The sequence below is a fragment of the Paenibacillus sp. alder61 genome (assembly GCF_020179875.1).
Taxonomy (GTDB): domain Bacteria; phylum Bacillota; class Bacilli; order Paenibacillales; family Paenibacillaceae; genus Fontibacillus; species Fontibacillus faecis.
In genome coordinates this window covers 258587-285277 of record NZ_JAIUDG010000005.1, presented here as the reverse complement: position 1 = coordinate 285277, position 26691 = coordinate 258587, and the positions used below count along the sequence as shown (strand labels likewise).

Below are 26691 nucleotides of genomic sequence, written 5' to 3'. Positions count from 1 at the left end.
TAGGTATCTTTGTATTCAAGGAGACCTCCTTTCGTATGTATCTGTACAATTCTACGATAACTGGGGTCTCCTTTTTTTGTAAATTATTCTTCTTACTTGTTATGTCATTTTTTTTGCAAGATTGCTGTGATGCGGGTCCAAAAAACAGGTTTCGGCCCGTTTTTCCCTAAAATAGGGCCCCAAATGACCGCTATTTCTCACCGAAGGGACAATTTCGACAAAATAACGCCTCAAATGACCGTTATCCATCACTATTGACCAGCCCGCATCATAAAGAGGGATCCGGCCGCGGCAACCAATTTCTCTTCTAAACCGACAGAGCACCCCATCCTCACCAAATTACTCGGGCAGAAGCTTTTCCTTCCAATCTAGTTTCCGGTACAGCAGTGTTCCTTCCGCCAGCAGATCGTACATCGCCGAAATTTTCAAATACTTGGTGATCCCCGGTTTGTCATCAAAATAATGGCTACCGCATAAATAGGCGCAGTAGAACTCCTTCCAGCTGTTATATTTGTTCTGCAGCAGGGTTGCGGCTTCCAGCTTGATTTCCCAAGCTTCTTCCTTGCTCAAAAAACCTTTGGAAACGCCCACCCGGCTAAGCATAACGGCCCAGGCCCCGCCATAAGCACTGACATCGCCGGAAGGCAGTTGATGCAGGCATTTGTTCACAACGTCCCATTTGGCATATTCCTTCTCGCCCTGCTCCCTCTGGATCGTCTCGAGATACCGGCTGCGCGCGTCACCCGTGAGGGCCGTGAGATACCGGTGTCGAACGAGGTACTCCTCACGGTCCCCGTCATCCAATAGCCAGCGGATTTTCCGCTTTAAACTTTCGGCATCCTGGATGCTCCATGTTTTAAGGACGTCGCGAATGACGCTCTTGCGAACCAGCCGTTCCATCAGGCCAAACTCGTACGCCACGTAATAGTTTTGCAGCGTGCCTTTTAAGCAGCTTGCCGTGAGACAGCGAAAATACAACTCCAGCCGTTTCCGCTGCCGCTTGCTGTATTGATGCGACATCGTTGAATCCCCCCTTCTTCCTTATGTAAAAGACAATCTGGCGGCTCTCCAGGTTTTCCAGGCGCATCCGCCCAGAATGACCGGCAGCACCCAGAGTGACACCGGCGGCAGGTGGAATACAAAATAGACCAGCGCAAACAGAAACAAATACAGCCAGCTTAGACGGAACATGATCAGGACGTAAGTCCAGCGGCGGGCTTTTTGCGCCATCTTTTTCAGCTCGGCATAATTGGGATTATGCTCCTGGGGGTAGAGGCGGGAATTCCGGAGCATGATCAGCATCACATTGTACCGGAAGTGATAGAATTCTTCCCATGTCGGCCGCGCCTCCGCGTACTCCTCCCAAATGCTCTGAACTTGCCCCAGCTTCAGCTTCGCCTCGGCCGACAAGGCGAGGAGATCCTGATCCGGGGTGTAGTGTTCCCGAGCCGACTCGCATTGCCGGATAACGTCCTCATACCGCCCTTCCTCAAACAACCCTTGGGCGTACAGCTGCCGGGCTTCCCGATCCCGGGGTCTCAGGTCAAGGACCCGTTCCAGGCACCCCATCGCCTCAGGTTTCCGTCCCGTGCCCAGGTAAAGTTTTGCCCGCATCAATGACAAGTCGGGATCCTCCCGGAACATCCCAGCCGCCTCGGTCAATGCCGCTTCGGCCTCCTCCAGGTCGTCCTCTCTCAGGGCCGACTGAGCTTCCTGCCTAAGATCCAGGTAATGCTCGATATCGAAATCCAAGGCCTTTTCCGCAAAACATTCGTATCCCAATTCGGCGGTTCCCCGGATTTGCTCCAGGATATAGTCCACCTCCTCCTCATCGTAAGATTCATATAGTGCTTCCTTGGACTCCAGCAGCCGAAAAGAGTGGTCCAGAACCGTCCATACTTCCCGCGGCATATGCCGATGTCTCTCCAAAAAATGCATCAAACCGTTCACCCGAACGTCCTGATACTCCATATTCCACATAAAATCTTCCGCCATGAGCGCGGTCCACGCCTCGGGATCGATCCGGCGGGGGAAGTCGTCGTAAAGGTTCCTCATCTTTTCAAAAAATACCTGCACCGGATGCGGCTTCGTCCCGGTCGGCACACGAAGGTCCGCCTCTGCCTGAAAATCCTCTTGACGCATAACCGCGATTTCTTCATATATAGGTTCGTTCCATTCATCCGCTTCCCGCGCAACACTCGCCCCGGCCTGATCCGGATCGCCGGCCCGCTTCATCGCCCATTCGAAAGCTTCGCGAAGCTGCTGGTACCCTTGCGGATCCTCTTCCGGATGATGGAGCTTCAATTGCCTGGCGTACGCTTTTTTAATCAAGGACTTATCCGCCGTCGCCTCAATCCCCAATATCGACCAGTATCTCATTGCCCGGTTACTCCACCTCTCACCGCTTGAATTTCAAGCATGATTTCACAATAAAAAACCCCCGGCAGCGAATGCGGGAGCTATGTTCATTATAACATAGGAGGCTGTCATACTCATCCAGGGCGAAGGGCTTAATTGGCGGCCGGAGACGCGTTAACCGCATTACCCGAGTAACTCTAAAATCACGGAAATGTGCGATTTATCAGCCACCGATTGTTCTTCCGGCGATTTTTAAAATTAGCTGTGCTTCTTCTTCCGGCGACTTCAAGCAATCGGAGAGAATCCATTCTTTAAGAAGTCTTACTGTTCCATACTGAACGTACGAAGCAATCGCCTTCTTTTCCTCCAAATCCAGGTTTTCCGGTAAGTGTTTAATGACCATATGATCAAACTGCGGTAGTGAGATTTTGATGTGGGAGAGTAGGTCATAATTATCTAGATCTAATACAAGTTTTGCAAATTCAAGATTGTCTTTTATATATTGCAGAACCTGAGTCAGACATTCATCGATATTTTTGCCTGCCGCCATATCATTTATAACGGTAAATGAAGTGCTTTGTATGTACGTGTCAGCAATTTCATTTAATACATCATATTGACTTCCATAGTGATTATAAAATGTAGTCCGATTAATTCCTGCGACTTGGCATAACTCTCGTATGGATATTTTATTTATTTTTGTTGTCTTTAGCATTTTTAATAAAGCCTCGCGAATCAAGCGTTTTGTTAACATAACCCTCTGGTTGACATTACTTTTTTCTGACATAGTTCCTCCATTGTATTTCGACATTTTGAAAGCATCTGTCGGTTGCAAAATAGACATATGTTGATATCATTTTAAAGTGCTAGTGAAATATGTCAATGAAAAGGAGAGGTGGACGTGAAAAAAAATAAAAAAAGAATATTAACCGTAATCATTGTGTGTATGAGTCTCGTGATCGTACTTATTGCCGGCTATCAAATCAAAGAAAATGTCCGAATTAACAGAATAGTGAATTCACACAAAACGGAGCACGCAGAACAAAACAATGCTGCAAGAAGCAATAATGAGAATGACCCTGAACATATTACGACCGCAGTTCAACAGATTATGATAGGAACCATGAGTAATAATTATGATAATGCTCTACAGACATTACTTGCTATCAAAAACGCAGGTTATGAAGCTATCGAATTGAATGATTTTATGATTCACAAATCTTCTTTGCTTGTAAAATTAATGACAAAATTCTCAGGTATGCCTATTGGCAATGGCGGCAAGCTCGATTGGCCGAAGTTGATTCAAGAAAGCGGACTAAAGGTCGTAAGCATACATAGTAATCTGGGGAGCATTGAGAACGATGCTAAAGCGATAGCCGATGAAGCGAAGAATTTTGGGACAGATACTGTAGTGATTACTGGGATGTACAAATTTGATTACAGTAGTCTGGATGATGTGAAGGAACTTGCCCAACGTCTGAATCAGGCTGGAAAAGCTCTATCGGAAGAAGGAATACGTCTTCTGTATCATAATCATAATGTTGAACTGCAAAAGGTAACCTCCGAAAAAACAGCTTACGACATCATCATTGAAGAAACAGATCCTGCCTATGTCAATTTCGAGTTTGATAGTTACTGGATGGCCGACGGTGGTGCTAATGTTCCGGCCTTGATGGAAAAACTGGGTGGCCGAATGAAATTATGGCATATCAATGACCGCGGTTATACCAAATCAGGTCCTTATATGACACCAATACTGAAAGAAAACGCTACGGAGTTAGGATATGGAAATATGGATCTGGATACACTCTCGGCAATTGCTATCAAAAACGGAGTAGAAGGGGTCATCTTAGAAACTCATAAAAATTGGATAGATAACGATCCGATTAAGAGCCTCCAGGTTAGCGCAGAATACATGCAGGAGAAGTTTGGTGACCAAGAAAACGTTAAATAAAATGAAGCACAGAAATATAATGATACCGAGGCAAATTTATTATATTTCAAACTCTCTATTGCAACGGTTGAACGGCTTCTCTCAAATCCCTTTTCTTGGAAGATTGTACTCCTTACTGTGTTGCTTCCCGTGCTCACGAATAAAATTCCTGCAAATCTGCATGTTTTTTTCTTGTTTGGAACCAGAATTTCAAAATGCCTGCAAATCTGCAGGCATTTTCGACGAAACCGGCTCGTTTCTAGAAAATCGCTAGAAATACCTGCAGATTTGCATCTTTTTTGCGAATCCCCTCCGGGATCAGGCTTAAATACCTGCAGATTTGCATCTTTTTGAAGTTGGAAGGGTTGGAGTGTGCGCTAACTAGGTACCCTGACCGCCGTGGGCTAAATACGATTTGGATACCTGTGGGCGTGAATGCCGCACAAACTAACCCATGTAATCTTCAGCGATTTGAATGTGTCTCTTAAGTTCTAAGTCCGGATACCTTCTATCTAGTTGGTACAGTAACTCTATGTATTTTTTACTTTGTAGGTTGTATGCTACATCTTCAAATACTTCACTAAGAAATGAGATTTCCGTTTTCGAACATTCTTTCAAAAAACCTAATGTTAATCCTTCATCTTCACTAAGTAAATCAATTAACTCTGTCCACTTTTGCGTAATTCTAGGATCATTATCATCGAGTAAGGCTCTAGCCCCCAAAACCGCACGTACTTTCTCATTAAACACAATACTTGTGACCTCCACTGGGTTCTTCCCGGGAATCGCCAACATCGAGGAGTGGCCTGCTTGCTCGGCGACTTCCTTGGCGAAGCTGAGAGATTTCGGAGATCTCTCTTCTCCTTAGAAATAATCCCTAATCATACCCACAAATTTACTATAACTTCAATTCGGCAGCAAACGGCCTATTTTCCCAGACTGTCATCTTCCCAATCTATCCCCATCTCCTCAAACGATGTCCGGCTCTCCCTCCAACCCTCGGGGCTTTCCGCTCCAATGACTTCGAGCTCCCCGCGGGACAAAACGATGCTCCCGTGAGGATTACTAATTTTCCTCTCATATATCGACTTCAGCAAGTTTACTTGCTCAGCAGTCATATCATAATAATCCCGCCACGATTCAATCGCGGTTTCCGGCTCCATCAGTTGACGATCCAGCAAATACCCGCCGTATTGCACGAGTCCGACGATATGATCCACCGAAGTCATCGTCTCGTGATCTCCCCAAAAAGCGGTCGTTATGGACGGGGAAATCGTACCATCCTCACGCTGATCCAGCAAATATTCCAAAGTTTCGGTTTTTGCCAACTCCACAACTTCCCGTGGCGCCCCCGCAAAGAAATCCAGCGCTGTAGGCATATCCGGGCGCGTGTCTTGCTCGCTCCGAAAAGCCCCCACACAATAGTTCTCTTTGAACGTAATCGTCCCTCTTCCTCCCGAGTCGTCGACAACACTGTAGTTATCTCCATCCCAGGAGTGTTCGTACGAAAATTCGGGGTAATGGGCGACCATGATCGCATGGGCTATCGACGCCAGCAGGCATCCGCTCCATAATTGCTGTTTATTTAATCGGCTGTTTAAAACGATCGGTTTCATCTATATCTTCCTTCCTTTAGGTAAAAGCGGTCATTCGGATGGATGCATAGACTAATCTACTACAACTCAAACCACGCAGCAATCCGGCGATCTCCCGATTCCATGGTTGCGCGGGATTGACAACTTTTCCGCGTTCTTTTAATATTTTAGACATCTAACATATTGGTGGTGTTCATTTGGACCTGTACGCTCGCGTTAAACAAATCAATGAAGCCGAATATGCCATAAACCGGCTGATCTTCAAGCAGTACAAGAAGGCTCTAGCCAGTCAGCTCACCACACAGCAGGCGGTATTGCTGGACATCGTCTATGCTGCGGGAAAAATCACGGTGGGGGAGCTCGCCCTGGAGATGGACATCAGCTCCAGCGCCGTAAGCCAGCTGATCGCCAAATTGGAAAAGAACGGATACGTTCACCGTTCCGTCAACCCGGATAACCGGCGCGAAGTTTTTATTACCTTGGGTCCGCAAGGACTGGAGTACTTCGACAAGCAGGAGCAGGTCCAGCGCGCCGTGGCCGAGCGACTGTACGCCAAACTGACACAGGCCGAACTCGGGGATTTGGAGCGGATTACGGCAAAATTAATGAAGATTGCCCAGGAGGAATTCCGTTGAATTCCCCGTCCCCAATATGTTAGTTGTCTAAAATAATTAGGAGGATTAACTATGCGAACGTCTCTTTTTTCTATCCGTCAACCATTGGAACAACTAAAATTCAACGGTGCGGTGTATCTGCAAACCGGCGGGCAAGAAGGCAGGCAGCTGACGATAGGTTATGCCGATCTCGAACAAACCCGGCCGATCACGGAAAGCACGCTATTTTACATCGCATCCTTAACCAAAATGTACACCGCCGCCATGATTCTGCAGCTCATCGATCGCGGCACAATCCGGCTTGAGGACCCGCTGACCGGCTGGTTCGAAGCCCGCGCTCCCTATGACCGGGTCACGATCGAGCACCTGCTGACGCATTCCTCCGGGATACCCGAATATTTCAATCCGGAGCTCGGCAACGTGGAGGCTATTTTGAAAGGCGACTGGGAGCCTTATTTTACCCCGGGTGAAGGGTGGCTTTACACCAATACGAACTATGTTCTGCTCGCCCGAATCCTCGGGCGGACAAGCAGACTTTCTTATGAAGCCTGTCTGCGCAACAACATCGCCGGTCCGCTGGGACTCCGGCATACCACCACAAGGCCCGACCCGGAACAAATCGCCGTCGGCAAATTGTACGATTACCGGGAGCGCCAATTTACCCCGGTGACGAAAGATCCGTTGTTCAAACAGATCGATCGCCTGTATGGCCATTATGACGGAGATGGCGGAATTTATGCGACCGCCGCGGAGGTGGCCCGATTTATGCAGGGATTTCTTCGCGGGGAATTGGTTTCCCATGAACTTGTATCCCGCGCGATCACCGCTTCTCCATTAAGCCGGGGGCACGGATACGGATACGGATTCATCATTCAGGAGGAGGCCTTCGGCCATTCCGGAGGATGGCCCGGCTATTCGGCCCACGCCTTGTGCTCATGGTCCGGAGACGACCTAACGGTTCTGCTTACCAACGAGGAAGTCAGCCCGGCCTACGAGCTGCAACTGCTGGACCTGTTGAGTCACTCCGCCGCCGTCCCTCAGGAGGAGTTCGAACGACGCGCCGCCGGTCTTCCCCCCAAGCATCCCGAAGTCCTGTCTGTTGCCGGCGCGGCCGAGGAATGGAATGACCTTGAAGGAACTTATCGGCTTGCGGACGAACACCAAACTAGTTTTACGATTCAAATTGACATCGAATCAATCAGTCCGACTGTTTCTTTTCCCGACCAACTGGCCGCCGGTTTGCTCAAAGTCGAGCCCCATGTATACTGGATCCGCAATACGATGAGCTATATCGATGTGGCGAGGATGATATTTGTGGACGAGGGAATTGAAGTCCCGTTTCGAAAGATGCCGTAGCTGCGCTGCTCCACTGATGCACTCAAGCACTCAAGTCCGAGAGCTAACGGAAATAATAGCCGCTATTTCGTACATTTCCGCCTTTTGAAAATTCTAACGGAAATAATAGCGCCTAATCCCTACTTTTGCTTCAGAAATCAGGCCGTTTTTCCAAAATAGCAGCTATTGCGTCCGTTAGAATTCCAAAACGCCCTGAATGCGCAAAATAGCAGCTACTGTGTCCGTTAGAATCCCAAACGGCCCTCGACGCACCAAAGCAGCCAGCTACTACGTCCGTTAGAATTCCGAAACAGCCCTCGATGCGCCTAAGCAGCCAGCTACTGCGTCCGTTAGAATTCCAAACGGCCCTCGACGCGCCTAAGCAGCCAGCTACTGCGTCCGTTAGAATTCCAAACGGCCCTCGACGCGCCTAAGCAGCCAGCTACTGCGTCCGTTAGAATTCCAAACGGCCCTCGACGCGTCAAAACAGCCAGGGATAGCTCCCCATCGCCAGGCTAAGTATCCGCATAAGCAAAAAAAAGCTCCACACCCCGGCACATGTCATGCGCCTGGTGTGAAGCCTCCCCAGCTTATGGCCGTCCGAGATCATCGGTTATTGGCCGCAGCATTTTTTATATTTCTTGCCGCTGCCGCATGGGCAAGGATCGTTGCGTCCGACCTTGACCACGCGAATCGGCGTTTTGCTCGTTCTCCCCATCACGGTCGGTATCGTGGATGACTTCCCGGTTCCCAGCTCCGCCGGCGTGTGTCCGCAGTTGGACCAGAGTCGCGTATGGTTGGACACATCCACCAAAAGTTGAGCAACCTGCCGCACTTGCTCCTCATTGTCGAACACCAGGTCCCGGCGTTCAAACTCATAGATCAGCCCCTGCATCGGAGCTTCCATGGAACAAGCCAGCTGGATGTCGTCCACCAGGTAATGGGCCATCTTTTCGTCCAGCCCCATGCTGCCGACCACAAACTTCTTCAATGCCTCGAGCTGCGGCGTCATTTCGAAATAGCCGTCATCCGTATAACGAAGCAGCTCCGCTTGCTCCGGTACATAATACGGCTTGCCCTGGATTCGCTCCAGCAAAGCTTCCAGCTCGCCTTCTTCTCCGCTCTGCGCCAGGCCCGCGTCAACCAGCCAACCGTCCTGCAGCACAAATTCCCGCTCTCTCTGGAGAATATCGTCCAGGTGACCATGGAACTCTTCCAGGGTGAGCTCGTCCGCATTTTGGCCGTTGAAAATGTCCACCAGCTTCTCCGGCTGAAAAACCCCGTATAAATGGGTCAACGCCAGCAAATATTGATAAACCAGCGCCCTTCTGCCGCGGGCTTCCCGGAACTCCGGCGTATTGAGCCGGGCGTAGGCGGCCCGGACTTCCTCCGGAATGACCAAATGCAGCGCGCCCTCGTGGAAGTAGGTAAATAACAGACCCCGATCCAGCAAGAAGGCGTAAAATCCATACGGCACATAGTTGTCCTGTTTGGACTTGCGGTCCACCGCGGAGGCAAAAAGCTCCCATTCCTCGGCATCCAGCAGGAGGAGCGTCGATTCCAGACGGTTTAAGTCGACCAGCGCTTCATGAACCGCCTCGATCAGCTCGCTCTGCTTCATTTTGGATCTGCCGGGGATGCTGTAGGTTCTGGCCAGCGAGGCCAGCCGGGTCTTGGTGAGTCCGCCCAAAATATCCCGTAAGGACGTCTCCACTTCCCCCACGATCGCATGCCGGATATTGTTTTCTTCCATGACTTGATTGAAATCCATTAGCTTATAAACTCCTTTTTCTTCATTAATAAAGCGTGCATTATAAAGCGTCAAGCGTGCATTTTGGCTTCCGCCTCATCCCAGGCCACCGTATAGCCCTGTCCCTTGGCGCAAAAGATGGAAGAAGACGTATACTCCGGGTCCGCATCCTTATCGTAGCCGATCCGCTCCATCACTTCCCGTTCATTATGACAGCGATCGTATCCCGCAAGCGTCAGACTTAACTTCCCTTTTCCTTGGGTAAAAGAGGCCAGCTGGCTCCCGTAGTCCATAAACGTCGCTACAGGCACCGTGCCGGTTAATACCGTCAGGTCCCCCTCCGCCACCGGCGCCTCGAACCGCCCGTTGGCCTGGCTGATATCGGAGATCACCCGTCCGATGTGATCCGTGTCCACTTTGATTTTGAAGTGGTAATACGGCTCGAGGAGGAGGTTATCCGCCTTTTCCAGACCCTGGCGCAATGCTCTGAACGCGGCTTCCCGAAAATCGCCGCCCGACGTATGTTTGTTGTGGGCTCTCCCCGTCAGCAGGGTGATTTTGATGTCCGTCAGCGGCGAACCGGTCAGCAAACCGTGATGATCCCGCTCAAACAAATGGTGCCGAATCAGATTCTGATGGCCCACGGATAAATCGTCGGCATGGCAGGCATTCTCGAAGGTAATCCCCGAGTTGCGTTCGCCCGGCTGCAGGCGCAGGTGAACCTCGGCGTAATGCCCCAGCGGTTCGAAGTGGCCGCGGCCGACGACTTCGTTGTCGATCGTTTCTTTATATAAAATTTCCGGTTGGTCAAAGGCCACTTTTAACTTGAAACGCTCGTAAACGAGCTGTTCCAATACTTCAAGCTGAATCCGGCCCATAACATGAATATGAATTTGCTGGAGTTTGTCCTCCCAAACCACATTCAGGGAAGGATCTTCCGCATTCAGCAGGTTAAAATAGGCCAGCGCTTCCTTGACATGAACTTTCGGTTCAAAGATGACCTTGGACCTTAACGCGGGGGCCGTTTCATATTTCGCCTTTTCCCGCAGCGCTCCCGCGCCATCCCCGACCTGGGCCCGGCTCAAGCCGGTCACGGCAAACAGCTCGCCCGCCTCTACCTGGTCGACCGTCTTATACTCGCTTCCGTTGTACAACCGGATTTGGGTGATTTTTTCGGTCACCGGGTTCTGCGCGTCCCCGTATTCCAGGGTGTCCCTTACTTTTAGCGTCCCGTTCAACGCTTTAATGAAAGTAACGCGCGTTCCTTGTTCGTCATGGCGAATCCGGTAAACTCGCCCGGCAAACGGGCCCTCCCTAGTATAGTCCGTCACCGTCAACCGCTCCAGCATGCGGAGGAATTCCTCGATCCCGCTTCCCTGCAAGGCGGAACCGTACGCATACGGGAAGATCCGGCGCTCTTTAAACAAAGAACGCATTACCTTCATCCACCGGTCCGGGGCGTAACCGTGCTCCAAATAATATTCCAGCAGGGATTCGTCCCGCTCGGCGATAAAATCAACCAGGGCATCGCTCATCCCGCCGTCATCCGCCAGGTGGCCCGGCAGCTCGCATAGCTCGGCCCCGAATTCCCGGCGAAGCTCCTCGGCCACACGGGCCGCGTCCGCACCGATCCGATCCGTTTTGTTGATGAAGAAGAAACAGGGAATTTCGTGCTTCTTCAACAGTTCCCATACGGTTTCCGTCTGCCCCTCGATGCCTTCCACGGCGCTGACCAGAATAATCGCATAATCCATCGCCTGGATCGCCCGCTCCGTCTCGGGAGAGAAGTCCATGTGCCCGGGCGTGTCGATCAGGTAGTAGACGGAATCCCCGCAGGCGAAGCGGCCCTGATCGGCAAATACCGTAATCCCCCGCTGCCGCTCGATCTGATGGCTGTCCAGAAACGCGTCCCGATGATCGACCCGGCCGCGGCTTTTGATGCTTTTCGTATAATAGAGCAGCTGCTCCGAGAAGGTCGTCTTCCCGGCGTCCACATGCGCCAGTATCCCAATGGTCTTATTCATGGTTGCCTCCGGAAATAAACGTTCGACTCATATTATAACACAGGGACGCAAATGCTGATTTTTGCTATTTTTCGCGGCCGTTTTCCTTGTGGATTCTAAAAGACACCGATGTTCCCTGACCGGGGACACTGTGAATCTGCAGCCCCCGCCCATAATGCCGTTTTAAACGGAGATGCGTATTCCATAGCCCCACGCCGGTCCGGCTGTCCGTCCCGCTGTCCAGCACCCGCCGCCATACTTCCTCTTCCATGCCAACACCGTCATCTTCGACCAGAACTTCGGCGTAGTCCCCCCGGTCTTTAACCCGAACGGTGATCTTCCCGCCGCGGGAACGAATCGTGATCCCGTGCCGGATCGCGTTCTCCGCCAGAGGCTGAATCGTGAGCATCGGGATTTCCAGGTCCCGGCAAGTCTCATCCACGTCCCACTCCACGCACAATCTGTCGCCAAAGCGGACCTGCTCGATGTACAAATAAGACCGGACGATGCTCAACTCTTGCTCCAAAGGGGCGGCTTCATCCTTATTCTGCAGTCTGAACTTGTCCCGCAGAAACTCTCCGAACACTTCCAGAAGATCCCGCATCCGATCCGGTTCCGTCTCGCTCAGGGCCAAAACCGAATTCAGCGCGTTGAACAAAAAATGCGGCTGAATTTGCGCTTGAAGCCAGGCCGCCTCGATTCGAAGCCGCTCGCGGAGCGATCGTTTGGTCTCCGTTAACGCCCGGACACGGGACCTGAGTTCCTTCGCATCCACCGGCTTGGTGACGTAATCGTTCGCCCCCGCCAAAAATCCCTGCTCAATGTCCTCGGGCTGGCTTCTTGCGGTCAGCAGAAGCACGGGCAGCTCCGTAACGGAAAAACGTTCGCGGATTCGCCGGGCCAGCTCATATCCGGACATGCGCGGCATCATCACGTCCGAGAGCACCAGATCCCACTCCCGGGAATCGAGCGCCTTCAAGGCCTTTTCCCCGCTTGTAACCGTCGTAATGGAGTAATCTTCCGCGTCCAGGATCGCCTGGATAACATCCAGATTCACCGGGTCGTCGTCCACGACCAAAATCCGCGAGCGGTCCCCCTCCGGAACCGGCCCCGGCGGCGTTACCGCAAAAGCCCTAGCAGGCGTAAGCGCCTTGGGGCTCGAAGCCTCGGCGCTAGAAGTCTCGGCGCTGGCCGCGGCCGTTTCCGCTTTCTGAAGCGGCCCAAGCGATCTCAAAGGCGCCGTTTCTTCCGCCTTCGTCTTGGCCAGCGGTAGAGTAAATACGAACTCCGAGCCTTGACCGGGCGAAGACTCCACCCGCAGGGTCCCGCCCTGCAGCTCCGCCAAACGTTTGCTGATGCCAAGCCCGAGCCCGAACCCGCCCTCCGTGAGCATCCTGCCGGAGTCGGCCTGTTCGTAAGGCTCGAACACGCGCCGCAGCGTGTCGCCGTCCATGCCGATCCCCGTATCCTTGACGGCGATATGCACCTTGTCTTCCTTCACATATCCCCGGACCGAAATTTCCCCTTCCGGCGTGAACTTTAACGCGTTATGCAGCAGATTGAACATCATTTGAATCACCCGGTTCTCATCGGCGAAAACCTGCGGCAAATGTTCCGGGATCTCGTCGATCAGCTTCACTCCCCTGCCTTCCGCCATGTAACGGAGCATATCTAGGACCCCCGTCGAAACGCTCTGCACGGCAAAAGGCCGAGGCTGAAGGCGCAGCGCATTTTCCCGCAAGCTCATCGTGTCCAGCAGGTCGTTCAGCAAGAGCGACATGCGCCGCCCCACGTTCATGACGGTTTCCAGCTCCTTGGCGCTCTGCGGATGCAGCGTTGGTTTCTCCCGCTCCAGAACCGCTTGCGATAGGTTAAGCATACTGTGCAGCGGATTGCGCAGCTCATGCGACGTATTGGCGAGGAACTCGTCCTTCAGCTTGTCCGCCCGCTGCAACTTTGCCGCCATTTTTTTCGTATCGGCATGGACCTGGAAGTAGTTTTTAAACCAAACGGCGACCAAGCAGGCCATGCAAAAGATAAGATCGAACGGGTAGAAGACCGTCTTGATCCCCAGGGACAATTGAATGCCCCACCAAATCAGATTGCTGGCGAAGGCCGTTACGGACAGAAGCAGCAGCAGCTGGTTTTTAGGCTCTCTTAGGGACGTCCGGATCATGGAACCTATCGTGATAAATAAAGATACGCCCAATAGAAGTCCGTACAAAGGCTGAGCCAGAACGATTTCCCGGACAGGCCGGAAAACCGCGAGCAGCAAGCCGGCCCCGCAAAGCGCGGCGTACCCCGGCGACAGCTTGCTCCAGAACCGGGGGACCTGATCTTTGACGCAGCGGATCTGGAGTAAGCGATAAAGACCATGGACATATGTACCAGTTTAAAGCTCCAATCGTAATCCATCGTAAACCAGTAGCTGAACAATTTCTCGTCGCTTCCCAACAGGTACATCATCATGGCGCTGACGCAGAGGACGGAGAAAGCGAGCAGCCGCCGATCCCGGTTGCCCACCAGGAACATAATAAAGGCGTACCCCGCATGCATCAAAAATACGACGGCCACCAATTGCTGCATGGCGACGGATATCTGGGTTTCGCGTTCGACGGCCTCCTTCAGTCCGAATTTCACCGAACGAACGATGCCGCCTTCCCGCGGATCTTTATAATTCGCCGCCTGTATAACGACGTCCATTTCCCCCCGGCTATTGGCTTGAAAGGAAACGGTCTGCGGCATATTTCCCGCGGTGTAATCGCGCCCGCTTTCCGCAGGCTCACCCGACTTATGAAGCAGCTGCCCGTTTACGTAAATCGCGGAGGAACTGCGGACACTCGTAATCCGTAAACTGTACTGCCGGGAGCTCCCCGGTTCGACAAGAATGCGCAGCCGATAAGTGCCGTAGCCGTAAGGGGTGCTCTCCCCCGGCTTCAGATGGTCGTCCCAGCCTTCGGGGACCTGGATCAAGGCCGGGGCTCGCGGCCCGTCCTGCGCCCGCGGCCCGATCAGCCAATCATACGGATAAAACTCCCATTCCCCGTCCAGGGTGACCACCGGCGTTTTTTCATTCGTCCCCCAGCCCCGCAAGTCCATCCGGCCGCCGACGGCCCGAAGATGATCCCCATGGTAAAACCCATCGATCCAGAGCATGCGAAAACCCGCCAGCAGCAACAGAAACAGCGCCAGCAGGGCGACGATTCTCCAGGTAGATCTCTCTTTTCTTTTTTTCCTTAACAAATGTTCGGACTCCTTATTTCCTAAATGATCTCGCCGTCAGTTCGAATCTGCCAAAATATTCTTATTTCAAACTATGAAAAGTATAGCCCAAGCCTCTGCAAGAATTCAATTTCTACTATAAAAAAACAATCCCGGATACGCCTCGCGGCAATGTTAATTCTGTACAAAATCACAGTAAAAAACGACAAGTTTATGCGTCGGCAATTGTGCTATAATCACGTTGATTCGCTAAGCCGATAAATTTGTAAGGCGTTTCAACAACCGTGTGAGAACACACAGAAACAGGTGATTACATGTTCGAGCTGAAATGGCTGTGGCAGAACCTGGAGGGAGACCGTTCGCGGTATGTTCTGGCTCTCATCCTCTCGGTCGTGGGGTCGTCGCTCACGATCGTCAATCCGTATATCAGCCAGCGCATCGTGGATACGTTCATTTCCGGTGAACATGCGATGCAGAACCTGACGCAGGAGCGCGGGCTTCTGATTATGCTATGCCTAGGCATGATCGGCTTCACTCTGCTGCGCACAGGTTTAGCCTATCTGACGACGATGCAGTACGAGCAAGCCTCGCAAAATATGCTGTACCGCATCCGTATTTTTTTGTACAACAAAATTCAGGGTCAAGACATGGAGTACTACGACCGCAACCGGACCGGCGATCTCATGACCAAGATGACAGGCGATCTGGACATGGTGCGTCACTCGATGGCGTGGATTATCAAGACGATTATCGAATCGCTGACGATCTTTATCGCGGCCGTCGTTTATTTTTTCTCCATCGATGTGGAGTTGACCCTTTGGCTGCTGATTCTTTCGCCGCCGATTTTTATCGTAGCCTACATATTCGCCAAGCGCGTTCGTCCTATGTATGTGGATCTGCGCGAACGGCTCTCCCAACTGAACACGATCACGCAGGAGAATATCGCCGGCAACCGGGTGGTCAAAGCGTTCGCCCGCGAGGATTACGAAGTGGAGAAGTTCACCGAGAAGAACGTCAACTACGCCAAGGCGAACAAGGCGGCCGCCCTCGTCTGGCTGGACTACTTTCCATATCTGGAGTCGTTTGCACAAGCGTTTAACGTCATCCTTATGCTCGTCGGCGGCCTGTTCGTCATGAACGGCCGGATCACTTTCGGCGAGTTTGCGGCCTTTTCGTCGCTGATTTGGGCCGTATCCAACCCGATGCGCAACATCGGCATTATCATCAATGATATTCAGCGGTTTTTCGCCAGCCTAAGCAAGATTGTGGATGTCTATTATGCCCGGCCGCACATCGTGAACGAGCACAACGCCATCGATAAACGGCGTTATGACGGCCGCATCGAGTTCGATCACGTCAGCTTCAAATACGATAACGTGAAGGTTCTGGATGATGTGAGCTTTACAGTTGAGCCGGGTGAAACCGTTGCCATCATGGGCTCGACGGGATCGGGCAAAACGACGCTCATCAACCTGATCCCGCGTTTCTACGACGTCTCCGAAGGCCGTGTCCTGGTCGACGGTACGGACGTACGCAAGCTGGAACTCGACGAGCTGCGCGGCAACATCGGCGTGGCGACGCAGGACGTGCTCCTGTTCTCCGACACCATCGACGGAAACATCGCTTTCGGCGATCCCGATCTGCCGGAGGAGGACACGGTGAAATACGCCCGGCTGGCCGCCGCGCATGACTTTATTACGCGAATGCCCGAAGGCTATGACACGATCGTCGGGGAGCGCGGCGTCGGCCTGTCGGGCGGGCAGAAGCAGCGCATCGCGCTGGCCCGCGCCATGGCGGTGCGCCGGCCGATCCTCATCCTGGATGACACGACCTCCGCGGTCGATCTCGAAACCGAGGAACACATCCAGCAAAGCCTGCGCGAACTGGACCATCCCTGCACGAAGATCATTATCGCGCAGCGCGTGTCCACCACCGCGCAGGCCGACCGCATCCTTATCCTGGACGGCGGCCGTCTGATCGAGGAAGGCACCCACGCCGAACTCCTGGCGAAGCGGGGCTACTATTACGAAGTATTTATGCTGCAGAACGAAGGTATCGGAAGGCAGGTGAGCGCCCATGGCAAGGAATAGGTTCGATATCGACGAAAACCTGGAGTCCCCTTTTGACATCAAGCACTTCCGTCGGGCCATGATCTACATCAGGCGGCAGAAGAAACCGATGATCGTCGCGTTCTTACTGAGCGCCTTGTCCGCGGCCATCGCGCTGTCGGCGCCGCTCATCCTGCAGCATGTCGTCGACGTGACAATTCCCGAAAAAGCGGTCGGTCCCTTGTTCGGCTGGTCCGCGCTGATGCTGGCAACGATCGTCGTCAGCGTCGTCCTGGCGACGATCCGCTCGCGGATCATGACCCGCGTGGGACAGGACATTATTTTTGAAATCCGGAGCGATCTGTTCAAGCATTTGCAGCAGCTTCCTTTCAAGTATTACGATGACCGCCCGCAGGGCAAAATTCTGATCCGGGTCGTCAACTATGTCAACTCGGTCTCGGACGTGCTGTCCAACGGGATCATCAACTTTATTCTGGAAATGTTGAACCTGATTTTCATCGCGGCGTTCATGTTCGCCGTCGATGTCCGGCTCTCGCTCATTACGCTGGCGGGGTTGCCCGTCTTCCTCGGCATCATGCTGATGATCAAAACCCGGCAGCGCCGGGCATGGCAGGCGGTATCCAACAAGAGCTCGAACCTGAACGCGTATCTGCAGGAGAGCATCAGCGGGATCGGCGTGACGCAGATCTTTTCCCGGGAAAAGCGAAATGAAGGCATCTTCACCCGCCTCGCCGCCAACTTCCGCAAAGAATGGATGCGGGCGCTGCGTTTCAACGCCCTGATTCCTTTTTCGGTCGATAACCTGGCTACCATTGTCAGCGCGCTGATCTTCCTGGTCGGTCTGCTCGCTCTGGGACCGGGAGAAGCGACCTTCGGCGTCATTCTCGCCATGAGCAGCTATGCCGCCCGGTTTTGGCAGCCGATCCTGAATCTGTCGAACCTGTACAACAGCTTTATCAACGCGGTGGCCTATCTGGAGCGGATCTTCGAAACGCTGGATGAACCGGTTACCGTCAGCGATGTGCCGAACGCGAAGGAACTTCCGCCGGTGAAAGGCCATGTCCGATTCGACGACGTCACCTTCGCCTACGATCCGGGTCACAACATCCTGGAGCATCTGTCCTTCGACGTCAAAGCCGGCGAAAGCATCGCCCTGGTCGGTCCGACCGGTGCGGGCAAGACCACGGTCGTCAACCTGATCTCCCGGTTCTACAATCTGACCGGCGGGCAAATTCTCGTTGACGGCCACGATATCTCGCAGGTGACGCTGAAATCGCTCCGCAGCCAGATGGGGATCATGCTGCAGGACAGCTTTATTTTCTCCGGCACGATTATGGACAATATCCGCTACGGACGGCTCGACGCCACCGAGGAGGAAGTGATCGCCGCCGCGAAGACGGTCTGCGCCGACGAGTTCATCCGCGAGTTCGAGCAGGGCTATCAGACGGAAGTCAACGAGCGCGGCTCCAAGCTGTCCCAGGGGCAGCGACAGCTCATCTCGTTTGCGCGCACGCTGTTGGCCGACCCGCGGATCCTCATCCTGGACGAAGCCACCTCGTCGATCGACGCGAAGACCGAGCGCCTGCTGCAGCAAGGCCTGAACGAGCTGCTGAAAGGGCGCACGTCGTTCATCATCGCGCACCGGCTGTCCACGGTCAAAAACTGCGACCGCATCATGTACGTCTCGGACAAAGGCATAGCGGAAAGCGGCTCGCACGACGAGCTCATCGCCCGCCGCGGCCTCTACTACCGGCTGTACACGGCGCAGAAGATGGAAGCGTAAAGCCAGCAGCGCGCCTGACGCGCCACTTCAAAAGGCTGCCGATTCATTCGGGTTCTAACGAGAACCTGACCTGAAGCGGCAGCCTTTTCGGCGCTTGGCCTTTACCGCGTAGCGTTTGGTAAAGGCGTGCGTGGGGCCCGAACTTTAAAAAGCCTGCAAATCTGCAGGCTTTTTTCGCGGATTGGGCCGAAAATCAAAAATACCTGCAAATCTGCAGGCTTTTGGCGCGAATAGCTCATCCCCGGCGTAAATCCGTTGAAATTCCTGCATATTTGCATCTTTTTCACATTCGCTCGTTAAACTGGCTGAAAATTCCTGCATTTTAGCATCTTTTTCGGCTTGGGTTGATTGGTTTGGTGGGGTGGTTGGAGTGATTGGGTTGATTGGTTTGGTGGGGTGGTTAGAGTGATTGGAATGGTTTGTTGAGTTTGTTGAGTTTGTTGAGTTTGTTGAGCTAGCTAGCTTGCTTGAGTTGGCTCGGCGGCTTCAGCCCGTTCAGCCCGTTCAGCGGAATCATCGCCTCATCCCCGCAAATTCCAGCCTGCTAAAGGAAGGAATGGATCGGGGTGGCGGGCTTCGAGTGCGGAAAAGGGAGAGTTTAGTGGACCTCAATCATGATTAACGGGATTTTCTCCCGTTAATTATGTTCGTTCTCCCCCTGTGGCGCAATTTAGCGGGAATTTCTCCCGCTATTTCCGGCCTAAAGCGCCAATTTAACGTTGGTCGCGCGGATTAGCTGGAGGTTTTCCAGCTAATTGTGGATGCGAAGCCAAATCGCCCAAATTAGCGGGACTTTTTCCCGTTAATTCCCCTGACCTGCCCTCGTTACGCTATTTACTATTTACTATTTACTATTTACTATTACTATTTACTATTTACTTTTTACCCTTGTTCCTCACTTTACTCCCTTACTCTCGCTACTCTCCAACGGACTCACCGCCTATCCCAACCTGACGATCCGTCTAGCATACACATCGCAATCGAAATCGCCTTCGTCGCACATCATCAGTTCTTCAAAGGATTCATCCCTGTGATGGGGAGACAAGGGCAGCACGCCCAGAATATAGTATCCCCCGTGCGCCGCTCCCCCTCCATCCCCGCCTTTGGCGCGGATCGGCGAATCGACGAGTTCGCAAATGTAGGGGTCGTACGCGATGTACAATCCGAAGGCGTTGGGTTTCTCCAGGTTCGCGGTGTAGTAATATCGCTTTCCCCGGCAAATGTCCGCCAATAGCTCCCGGTCGATATGATCGCCGAAAATCCGGGGCGTACCTCCACCGCACAAATACTCCCACTCCTCCTCGTCAGGAAGCGAGAACCCCGACCGTTCGAACCGTTGGATCACCTCAAAGTAGTTGACCAGCCCGTCGTTCTCGCTCTCGATCAAAACGACGTTTCGTTCCACCAGCATCGGAGAAATCCGCACTTCCCGGCGCGGTGAAAAAACACTCCGCAAATACGCTTCGGCCTCCTGCGGAACTCCGGCCACCTCCAGTTCTTCCTCAATCGCGGCGGCGATGCCCAAGTCCGCGTCGTGTTCATCCAATCGATCCCATCCCAGGGTAACCGGGCCGCCGGGTACGAAGATAAACTCGCTGCCGTTCAGATCGAATACGCCGGTACTCCATTTTCTGCCATTACGCTCAAAGGTTTCGACCGATGTCAAGCGAAAAGCATGCCCGTTCCAGCCTTCGAGCGATTTTAGCCATTTTACTTTCTCGTCTTCTTCCATCAGAATCCAGTTGTCATAATGAAGTTGACGCGCTTCCTCCGGTTTCATGTTCATTCCGTCCTATACCTTCCCCTTTTCTAGTAATGGAGAGATTTCCTTTAATTATATCAATTAAAGTCGAACGGAGGTCAAGCTACACCGGGGGCGACAAACCCGTCATTCCCTCGCTATCTCGTCTTCTTCCATCCATCCCTCCTTCATCCACTTCTCTCCATCCTTTCCACTTCATCCTTTATTCTTCATTATCCTTTATCCTTCTCTATCCCTCATCCCTCTCCTTTATCCCCCCTTCTTCTCATTCATTCCTCCTTCACTCCCTCGTCATCCCGTCCTCTTTCACCTCTTCCTCCTTCATTCCTTATTCTTCATCCACTCCTCCCAGTCCGGCAGTTCCTCCAGCGTGATCGTCCTGGAATGACGGTACGTCTTCCGCAGTTGCTCCAGCTCGGTGTACTCTTCCGAGTACGCGAGCCTGCCGTCCTCCTCCTCCCGGTACACGAACGTACCGTACCAGGTACAGTTCCAAGCCCACGGCGTTCCGTCCTCGGCCATCCGGTCCGGATCGGGAACGACGCCGTTTTCCGACAGCGCTATGATTTTGGAAGTCCGTGTGTAAGATTCTGCGGTCCTAAAACGCTCCTGCTGGGAAGAATAATCCCGGACAGGCGCATAAATGTCTTCACCCATGATGTCGACGAACTCGTCGCCCGGATACCAGTCGGCATGCTGCCCGTTCCATACCCAGATCAGATGGTTCAACCCATGCTCGTAAGTCAGCCGGTGATACATCAGCTTCCATAACGCGATGCATGGCTCCGGCCCCTTGGCTCCCCACCAGAACCAGCCGCCCGACGCTTCATGCAGGGGACGCCACAGCACCGGAACCCGCGCATCCGCCAGCCGCTTCAGTTCTATCGCGATGGCGTCGATATCCCGCAGGATCAACCGGTACTCCTCCGAGCCTGTATTCGCCATCGCCTTCTTCACATCGAAGGTCGTCGCCTTCGTGTAAAATCCACTGCCCCATGTCCGGTCCGGCGGCAGATCGATCAAATCCTTCGGCGCGTTCCAATGCCAGCAAAAGGTCACGATTCCGCCGCGGTTTTTCCACCAGTCGATCGCCAGGTCCGTATCCCGGCAAGTCACCCCCCGTTCCACGCGGGACGGGGAGTAATTCATGAAGTCGAAACCGGCCACCGCCGGATAACGGCCGGTCACCTCATGGATCAAGTCCAGCTCCGGCGTCGACAGGACGCCAATCTGCTGTCCGGTCAGCATGCTCCGCCCGTAAATGCCGCATAGATATCGCATCAATCCCCGCGCCTCCGGCGAGGCGGCCGGGTGGACCAGCACCGGCTCCACCTGAAACTTGGGATCTTTCGCCACCTTCTCGCCATGTTCCGGCTCTTGCAACTCCTTGTTTGCTTGTTTGTTGCTCACTTGTTCCCTGCTCTCTAGTTCCCCGTTCACTTGCCCCCTGCTCTCGTGTTCCCCGCTCTCTTGCTCCCCGCTCTCTTGTTCCCTGCTCTCTTGCTCCCTGCCCTCTTGCTCCTTGCTCTCATGTTCCACGCTCACGTGTTCCCCGCTTACTTGCTCCCTGCCCTCTTGCCCCCTGCTCTCTTGTTCCACGCTCTTTAGTTCCCCGCTCACTTGCTCCCTGCCCTCCTGTTCCCCGCCCTCATGTCCCTTCTTCGCTTCTTCCTCATTCGCCTTGCGCAGTTGTTCCACCGGCCATCCCCCGCTTCCATTTGGCATATTTTCGCTAACCCACGACCCCGGTCCGCTCCACGCTCTCCACAAAATGCCGCTGCACGAACAGATACAGCACGATCAGCGGCAGGATCGCCAGCAGGATACCGGTGTCCACGATGAGCGCCACATGATTCGGGTCCGCCTTCGCCGACGCATCCAGGCCCATCAAAGTGGGCAGGAACTGGCTCGCATCCGCCGGCAGCGAGGCGACCTTCAGCGGCATCAGAGCGCTCTCGCTCATAAACAGCGAGGTATAGAACGTATCGTTATACTGCCACACGAACGAGAACAGCATCACGGTGATCAAGGGCGGAATCGCGTTCGGCAGCATGATCGTGAAGAAGGTTTTGATGCCGCCGGCCCCGTCGATCAGCGCCGCTTCCTCGATCTCCTTCGGCAGACCCCGGAAAAACTGGCGGAAGATATAGATGAACAATCCCGCTTTGAGCCCCGTCGCCGTGGCCGACGTAATGACGGACGGCCAGAAGCTGTTCAGGAGGTTGACGCCCTCCTTCCCCGTGAACAACTGGACCAGTCCCAGCACATCGAAGTTTCTGAAGTGCAGATACATCGGCACCATGAGCGTGCTCATCGGGATCAGGATCGTCAACACCACGAGACCGAACAGGAGGTTGCTGCCCGGGAATTGAAACCGGGCGAAACCATAGCCCGCCAGCGCGGTCGACATCGTCGTCAGCACCATCGTCACGAACACGTAGAGCATCGTATTCAGCAGCAGCGGCCAGTAATCCAGCAGATCCAGCCCCAGCTTGAAATTGTCCAGGGTAACGTGCACCGGAATCATATATATCGTCGGGTTATAGATGTCCTCCTTCGCCTTGAACGCGACCGAGAACTTCATCAGAAGCGGATAAAGGATCACAAACGTAATTCCGATAATGAGCAAAAAACGGCAAACGGACCATAGCCCTTCCAGCGACTTGTTTTTCACGCGGTTAAGACGGTTATGATTCGTCACATCATTCAGATCTTGCAGATTTTTCAGAATCTTGAGATGAGATCGATCCGCCAGTTTCAGGTTCGACGCCATGCCCCTGCCCCCTTCCTAGTTGTGGTAGAACGTTTTTCGCGCCACGATGTAGCCCATGACGACGAGCAGCAGGCTGACCACGATCGTATACAGCCAAGCCATCGCGGCGCTCAGTCCGAAATTCTGCGTCTTGAACGCCGTCTCATAAATCATTTGCGTCACCGGGCTGTCCGCGAAAGAATCGATAATCGTGTAGATGATGTTCGTCAGAATCAAGGGGCTGACCATCGGGAACGTCACTTTCCAGAACGTCTCGTAGGCCGTGGCCCCCTCGATTTTGGCCACCTCGTACAGGTTCCCGGGCACCGACTGCAGCGCCGCCAGAAAGATCAGAATCTGCACGCCCGAGTTGCTGATGATTTCATAAATGCGCATGACCGCTTCCACGATGTAGTCGATAAAGCCGATCGGGAAGCCCGCCTGCGACAAAATCATCACCATGGAACGGACATTAAACTGGGAGGAAGCCTGCCCCAGCTGCTCCGCCACCTCGCTGTTTCCGACGAGATTGATCAGCCCCGAACTCTCGGCGGCCGCGATCGCCCCGGATGCCAGGATGACGGGCAGGAAAAAAATCGCCCGCGCCAGACCCCTTCCACGAAATTTCTGATTAAGCAGCACGGCCGAGAACAGGCTGAAAAAGAGGATCAGCGGCACGTCCACCGCCATGCCCCCCACCGATTCCGTCAGAATCCGGTTGAAGTTGGCGTCGACGAACAGCGCGTCGTGGAAATTACTCCAGCCGACGTTTTGCAGCTCATAGCCCTGCGGCGAGACCATCAGCTTGCTGAAGCTGAAGCGGATCGACTGAGCCAGCGGTCCCGCAAACAGGAACAGAAAACCGATCAGCCATGGGGCGATAAACAAAAGACCGAGCAGGGAACGTTTTTGCGTTAAAGATATCGATATTTTCGGTTTCACCCCTCGTCACCCCCTGCGGTAAAATCCTGCGCTTCCACGGTCATCCCGTTCACGGTCACCGGCCGGTCCGTATAGTTGATCAGGATGGAGGCGCCGCCTTCGTATTTCACTTCCACCACGCCCGCCGCATGCCGGACATGCTCCAGGATCGGACGGCTGCGCAGCGGGCCGAGCACCTCGCTTGCCTCCCGGTAGAATTTAACGGCCTCATCCCGCCAGGCCTCGGACTCCACCGAGAACATCCCGTCAAACCGCGTGAACTTCAGCGTTGGCGTCGGCTCGGCGGACCACAGAAAGTGCGGCTCCGTTCCGTACTCCACGGATTTCAGCAGCTGTTTGCGCAGGTTCTGCTCATCGGCCAGATTCAACACCGCTCCGGCATAATCGAGATACCCGTGAATGACCATTTGATAAAAAGGAACCTCCTCATCCGTCAAGCTGAACCGGCTGCTTGCAACCGGAACGTCGATCACGTGCTTCGCATAGGGCCAGCTGTAGGCGTTGGCGTCCGAAACCATCAGGTCCGGAAACGCCTCGCGCAGGACTCCCAGCCGCTCCGTTACGATTCCCTTGGCTTCCTCGCGGAACACGACCCGCTGCACCCGGTAATCCGAACTCAGAACGCCGCCGAGATCGCGCAGCGACAACCTGCTCACGCCGTATTTGCCGTAACTGTCGGCGAATTTATCTACGTAATAAGGCAGCTTCGCGGGGGACAAAAGATAATACGTCCCGTAATACATATCCTGCCGGTTCAGGTTCCGGTCATAAGGATGCAGCTCCGCGATTTCCCGGGTCACGAACCGGGCCGCGTCCGCCGACGGATTGAAATGCCCGTCGTCCCGGTACACGTACTGGAACGCCACATCGGGATAGAGGGCTCCGCCTTGTTCTGCAAGCTGAGCGGCCAATTTCTTCAGGCCGGCGCTCCCGCCAAGCCCGCGGTCCGGCTGCGCCTTGACCGGCGGCCGATGATGCATCCCCTTGCCGAACCAGCCGAGGTAGCGCATCCGCACATTGGCGACGCCCTCCTCCGCGAGCGCCTGCGCCATGTTCCCCGCCTCCGCGAAGCTCGTCATCGGCACGACCGCATCATAAGGGATGCCCAGGAACGATTTTTGTTTATCGATGCTGCCGAGCACATCCACGTAAAAAGGCAGGTTCCCGCCTTCTTCCAGCGGACGGAGCTTGCCGTCCTTCGCCAACTGCTCCCGGTACATCCGGGCCATCCCCGAATAGCTGGCGTCCGCTCCGGTCAGGAACCGGTAGCGCACCGTCAGGTTTCCCCGGTAGAGCTCGTCGCTCAGCAGCTGAATTTCCTGAATTTGATCGCCCGTATAAAGTTCCAGTTCGTCTTCGCCGCGCACGCTAAAGCGGCTGAACACGTAGTTGTAGGCATTTTGCTTGCCGCTGACGTCCGCGGCGACGCTGGCGATTGCGTCGCCTTCCTCGATCACCGCAAACCACCCCGTATCTCCGGCTTTCATACCGTACACCGGCATGGCCGCCTTCCGGGTCACTTGCCCCCGGCTCACGCTGTTATCGTTCGGATCGTCGCCGTACACCCGCTGGACGTATTGCTCCTCTTTGATTTTCCCATTATTGAGCCGGATCAGAGCGCCGCTCCCGTCGGGAACCAGCATATAGCCGTCGTCTTTCGTGCCCGCCGCGCCGAAGAAGCGCAGCAGGTCGATGCTGCTGATCCGGTGCTTCTCGCTCTCCGTCACCCGGGCCAGCGGCACCGTCACGACGAGAGCGTCGCCGTCCAGCCGATACTCCAGCGGCACGCTAAACTTCGGCTTTTGCGCGCCGCCCCCGGCGGCTGTCCCGCTCGCCTCATTGTCCGCGGCTAGGTCCTCCGCCGTATACCCGGCCTCCTCGAAGGCGGCCAGCATTTTTTTCAGGACGAGCGGTTTCTTCACCTGCTCATCCAACCGTTCCAGCAAATCCGCACCGTTCTTGACCGGATAATAGCGGGCCTCGACATAAGCGGCCAGCGTTTCGTCCAGCTTGCTGAGCACCTTCTCCTCCAGCCGGGCCTTGGTAATCCGTTTCGGCAGCGCGTCGATGCCCAGCGAGACATCCCCCAAGGTGTACGTCACCCGGAGACCGTTCTCCAGGCTTTCCGCCGTAAAATTCCGGTTGACCACGCTCCAGGGATAACTCCAGTACGTCTCCAGAGTGCCGATTTCATCGCGAAACGAGACGGCGAACTGGGAGGACATCACCTCTTTTTCGAACGGGGACGCGATCGCGTCCTCATTGCGCCCCGCCGGATTGCTGTACCAGACTTCCCCGCTCTTGCGGTCTTTGGCGGCGACCTCGGCCGTCTGCTCGTTATAATACAGGGCCAGCGCTTCGTTTTCGGCCACCAGGGTCATGCCCGGAACGCCGCCGGACCCGGCATCCGGGAGCGCGCGCAGCTCCTTGCCGGCCTCGGGCGCCACCGGCGCCGGCTTGTAATCGGCGGGGTCGGCAGCGGGCGCCCCCTGGTTCAAGAGCAGAAATCCCCCGGCGATTGCCAAAATGACGGCACAGGCGAGCAGCGTTATCGTCCGTTTTCTTTTTTTCAC

Annotated in this window: 19 protein-coding genes; 5 read left to right on the top strand and 14 right to left on the bottom strand. The window is 54.1% G+C overall.

Annotation, left to right across the window (positions count from 1 at the left end; all coding sequences use genetic code 11):
* Nucleotides 1-339: 339 nt before the first annotated feature.
* The 3 genes from LBW89_RS07530 to LBW89_RS07520 form a co-directional block, all read right to left on the bottom strand.
* A complete protein-coding gene (locus LBW89_RS07530; RefSeq protein ID WP_148456630.1) occupies nucleotides 340-1020 on the bottom strand; it encodes a DUF1266 domain-containing protein in 681 nt (226 codons plus the stop codon).
* Between the two features lie 21 nt (nucleotides 1021-1041).
* Complete coding sequence (locus tag LBW89_RS07525; RefSeq protein ID WP_148456628.1) at nucleotides 1042-2379, bottom strand: tetratricopeptide repeat protein; 1338 nt, start codon at nucleotides 2377-2379, stop codon at nucleotides 1042-1044.
* Between the two features lie 202 nt (nucleotides 2380-2581).
* The gene (locus tag LBW89_RS07520; protein WP_225038879.1) at nucleotides 2582-3202 is read right to left on the bottom strand and encodes a TetR/AcrR family transcriptional regulator; all 621 of its coding nucleotides are present in this window, start codon (nucleotides 3200-3202) and stop codon (nucleotides 2582-2584) included.
* Nucleotides 3203-3259: 57 nt separating this feature from the next.
* Between LBW89_RS07520 and LBW89_RS07515 the strand changes: the two genes are divergently transcribed.
* Complete coding sequence (locus LBW89_RS07515; protein WP_211373351.1) at nucleotides 3260-4312, top strand: sugar phosphate isomerase/epimerase family protein; 1053 nt, start codon at nucleotides 3260-3262, stop codon at nucleotides 4310-4312.
* 426 nt (nucleotides 4313-4738) lie between these two features.
* Here the strand turns inward: LBW89_RS07515 and LBW89_RS07510 are convergent, their stop codons facing one another.
* Both LBW89_RS07510 and LBW89_RS07505 read right to left on the bottom strand, forming a co-directional pair.
* Nucleotides 4739-5041 carry a hypothetical protein gene (locus LBW89_RS07510; RefSeq protein WP_148456624.1) on the bottom strand — a complete coding sequence of 101 codons (303 nt, stop codon included), beginning with the start codon at nucleotides 5039-5041 and terminating at the stop codon, nucleotides 4739-4741.
* Nucleotides 5042-5217: 176 nt separating this feature from the next.
* Complete coding sequence (locus tag LBW89_RS07505; RefSeq protein WP_148456622.1) at nucleotides 5218-5907, bottom strand: hypothetical protein; 690 nt, start codon at nucleotides 5905-5907, stop codon at nucleotides 5218-5220.
* Nucleotides 5908-6083: 176 nt separating this feature from the next.
* On the opposite strand from LBW89_RS07505, the gene LBW89_RS07500 reads away from it, so the two are divergent.
* Nucleotides 6084-6521, top strand: a complete 438-nt coding sequence (locus LBW89_RS07500; protein WP_148456620.1) for a MarR family winged helix-turn-helix transcriptional regulator — start codon at nucleotides 6084-6086, stop codon at nucleotides 6519-6521.
* Nucleotides 6522-6572: 51 nt separating this feature from the next.
* Nucleotides 6573-7856: a serine hydrolase domain-containing protein gene (locus tag LBW89_RS07495; RefSeq protein ID WP_148456618.1), complete on the top strand. Its 1284-nt coding sequence runs from the start codon at nucleotides 6573-6575 to the stop codon at nucleotides 7854-7856.
* 592 nt (nucleotides 7857-8448) lie between these two features.
* Here the strand turns inward: LBW89_RS07495 and LBW89_RS07490 are convergent.
* From LBW89_RS07490 to LBW89_RS27685, 4 genes are all read right to left on the bottom strand, one after another.
* Complete coding sequence (locus LBW89_RS07490; protein ID WP_225038878.1) at nucleotides 8449-9606, bottom strand: SEC-C metal-binding domain-containing protein; 1158 nt, start codon at nucleotides 9604-9606, stop codon at nucleotides 8449-8451.
* Nucleotides 9607-9656: 50 nt separating this feature from the next.
* The gene (locus tag LBW89_RS07485; protein WP_225038877.1) at nucleotides 9657-11609 is read right to left on the bottom strand and encodes an elongation factor G; all 1953 of its coding nucleotides are present in this window, start codon (nucleotides 11607-11609) and stop codon (nucleotides 9657-9659) included.
* A 64-nt stretch (nucleotides 11610-11673) separates the two neighbouring features.
* Nucleotides 11674-13863, bottom strand: a complete 2190-nt coding sequence (locus LBW89_RS07480) for an ATP-binding protein (protein WP_318249345.1) — start codon at nucleotides 13861-13863, stop codon at nucleotides 11674-11676.
* A complete protein-coding gene (locus tag LBW89_RS27685) occupies nucleotides 13770-14831 on the bottom strand; it encodes a hypothetical protein (protein ID WP_318249344.1) in 1062 nt (353 codons plus the stop codon). Before LBW89_RS27685 ends, LBW89_RS07480 begins: the two co-directional genes overlap by 94 nt.
* A 293-nt stretch (nucleotides 14832-15124) precedes the next feature.
* On the opposite strand from LBW89_RS27685, the gene LBW89_RS07475 reads away from it, so the two are divergent.
* Nucleotides 15125-16900 carry an ABC transporter ATP-binding protein gene (locus LBW89_RS07475; RefSeq protein ID WP_213507939.1) on the top strand — a complete coding sequence of 592 codons (1776 nt, stop codon included), beginning with the start codon at nucleotides 15125-15127 and terminating at the stop codon, nucleotides 16898-16900.
* Entirely contained in the window at nucleotides 16887-18662 is a 1776-nt protein-coding gene (locus LBW89_RS07470; protein WP_225038876.1) for an ABC transporter ATP-binding protein, read from the top strand. Before LBW89_RS07475 ends, LBW89_RS07470 begins: the two co-directional genes overlap by 14 nt.
* Nucleotides 18663-19602: 940 nt before the next feature.
* On the opposite strand, the gene LBW89_RS07465 is transcribed toward LBW89_RS07470, so the two are convergent.
* The 5 genes from LBW89_RS07465 to LBW89_RS07445 form a co-directional block, all read right to left on the bottom strand.
* A complete protein-coding gene (locus LBW89_RS07465) occupies nucleotides 19603-20448 on the bottom strand; it encodes a hypothetical protein (protein WP_225038875.1) in 846 nt (281 codons plus the stop codon).
* A gap of 297 nt (nucleotides 20449-20745) precedes the next feature.
* Nucleotides 20746-22122 carry a glycosyl hydrolase gene (locus LBW89_RS07460; protein WP_225038874.1) on the bottom strand — a complete coding sequence of 459 codons (1377 nt, stop codon included), beginning with the start codon at nucleotides 22120-22122 and terminating at the stop codon, nucleotides 20746-20748.
* A 34-nt stretch (nucleotides 22123-22156) separates the two neighbouring features.
* Complete coding sequence (locus tag LBW89_RS07455; protein ID WP_211373350.1) at nucleotides 22157-23197, bottom strand: carbohydrate ABC transporter permease; 1041 nt, start codon at nucleotides 23195-23197, stop codon at nucleotides 22157-22159.
* A 15-nt stretch (nucleotides 23198-23212) separates the two neighbouring features.
* Complete coding sequence (locus LBW89_RS07450) at nucleotides 23213-24118, bottom strand: carbohydrate ABC transporter permease (protein WP_148456603.1); 906 nt, start codon at nucleotides 24116-24118, stop codon at nucleotides 23213-23215.
* Nucleotides 24115-26691, bottom strand: coding sequence for a DUF5696 domain-containing protein (locus LBW89_RS07445; protein ID WP_225038873.1), 2577 nt, complete (start codon nucleotides 26689-26691; stop codon nucleotides 24115-24117). The genes LBW89_RS07450 and LBW89_RS07445 overlap by 4 nt, the downstream gene beginning before the upstream one ends.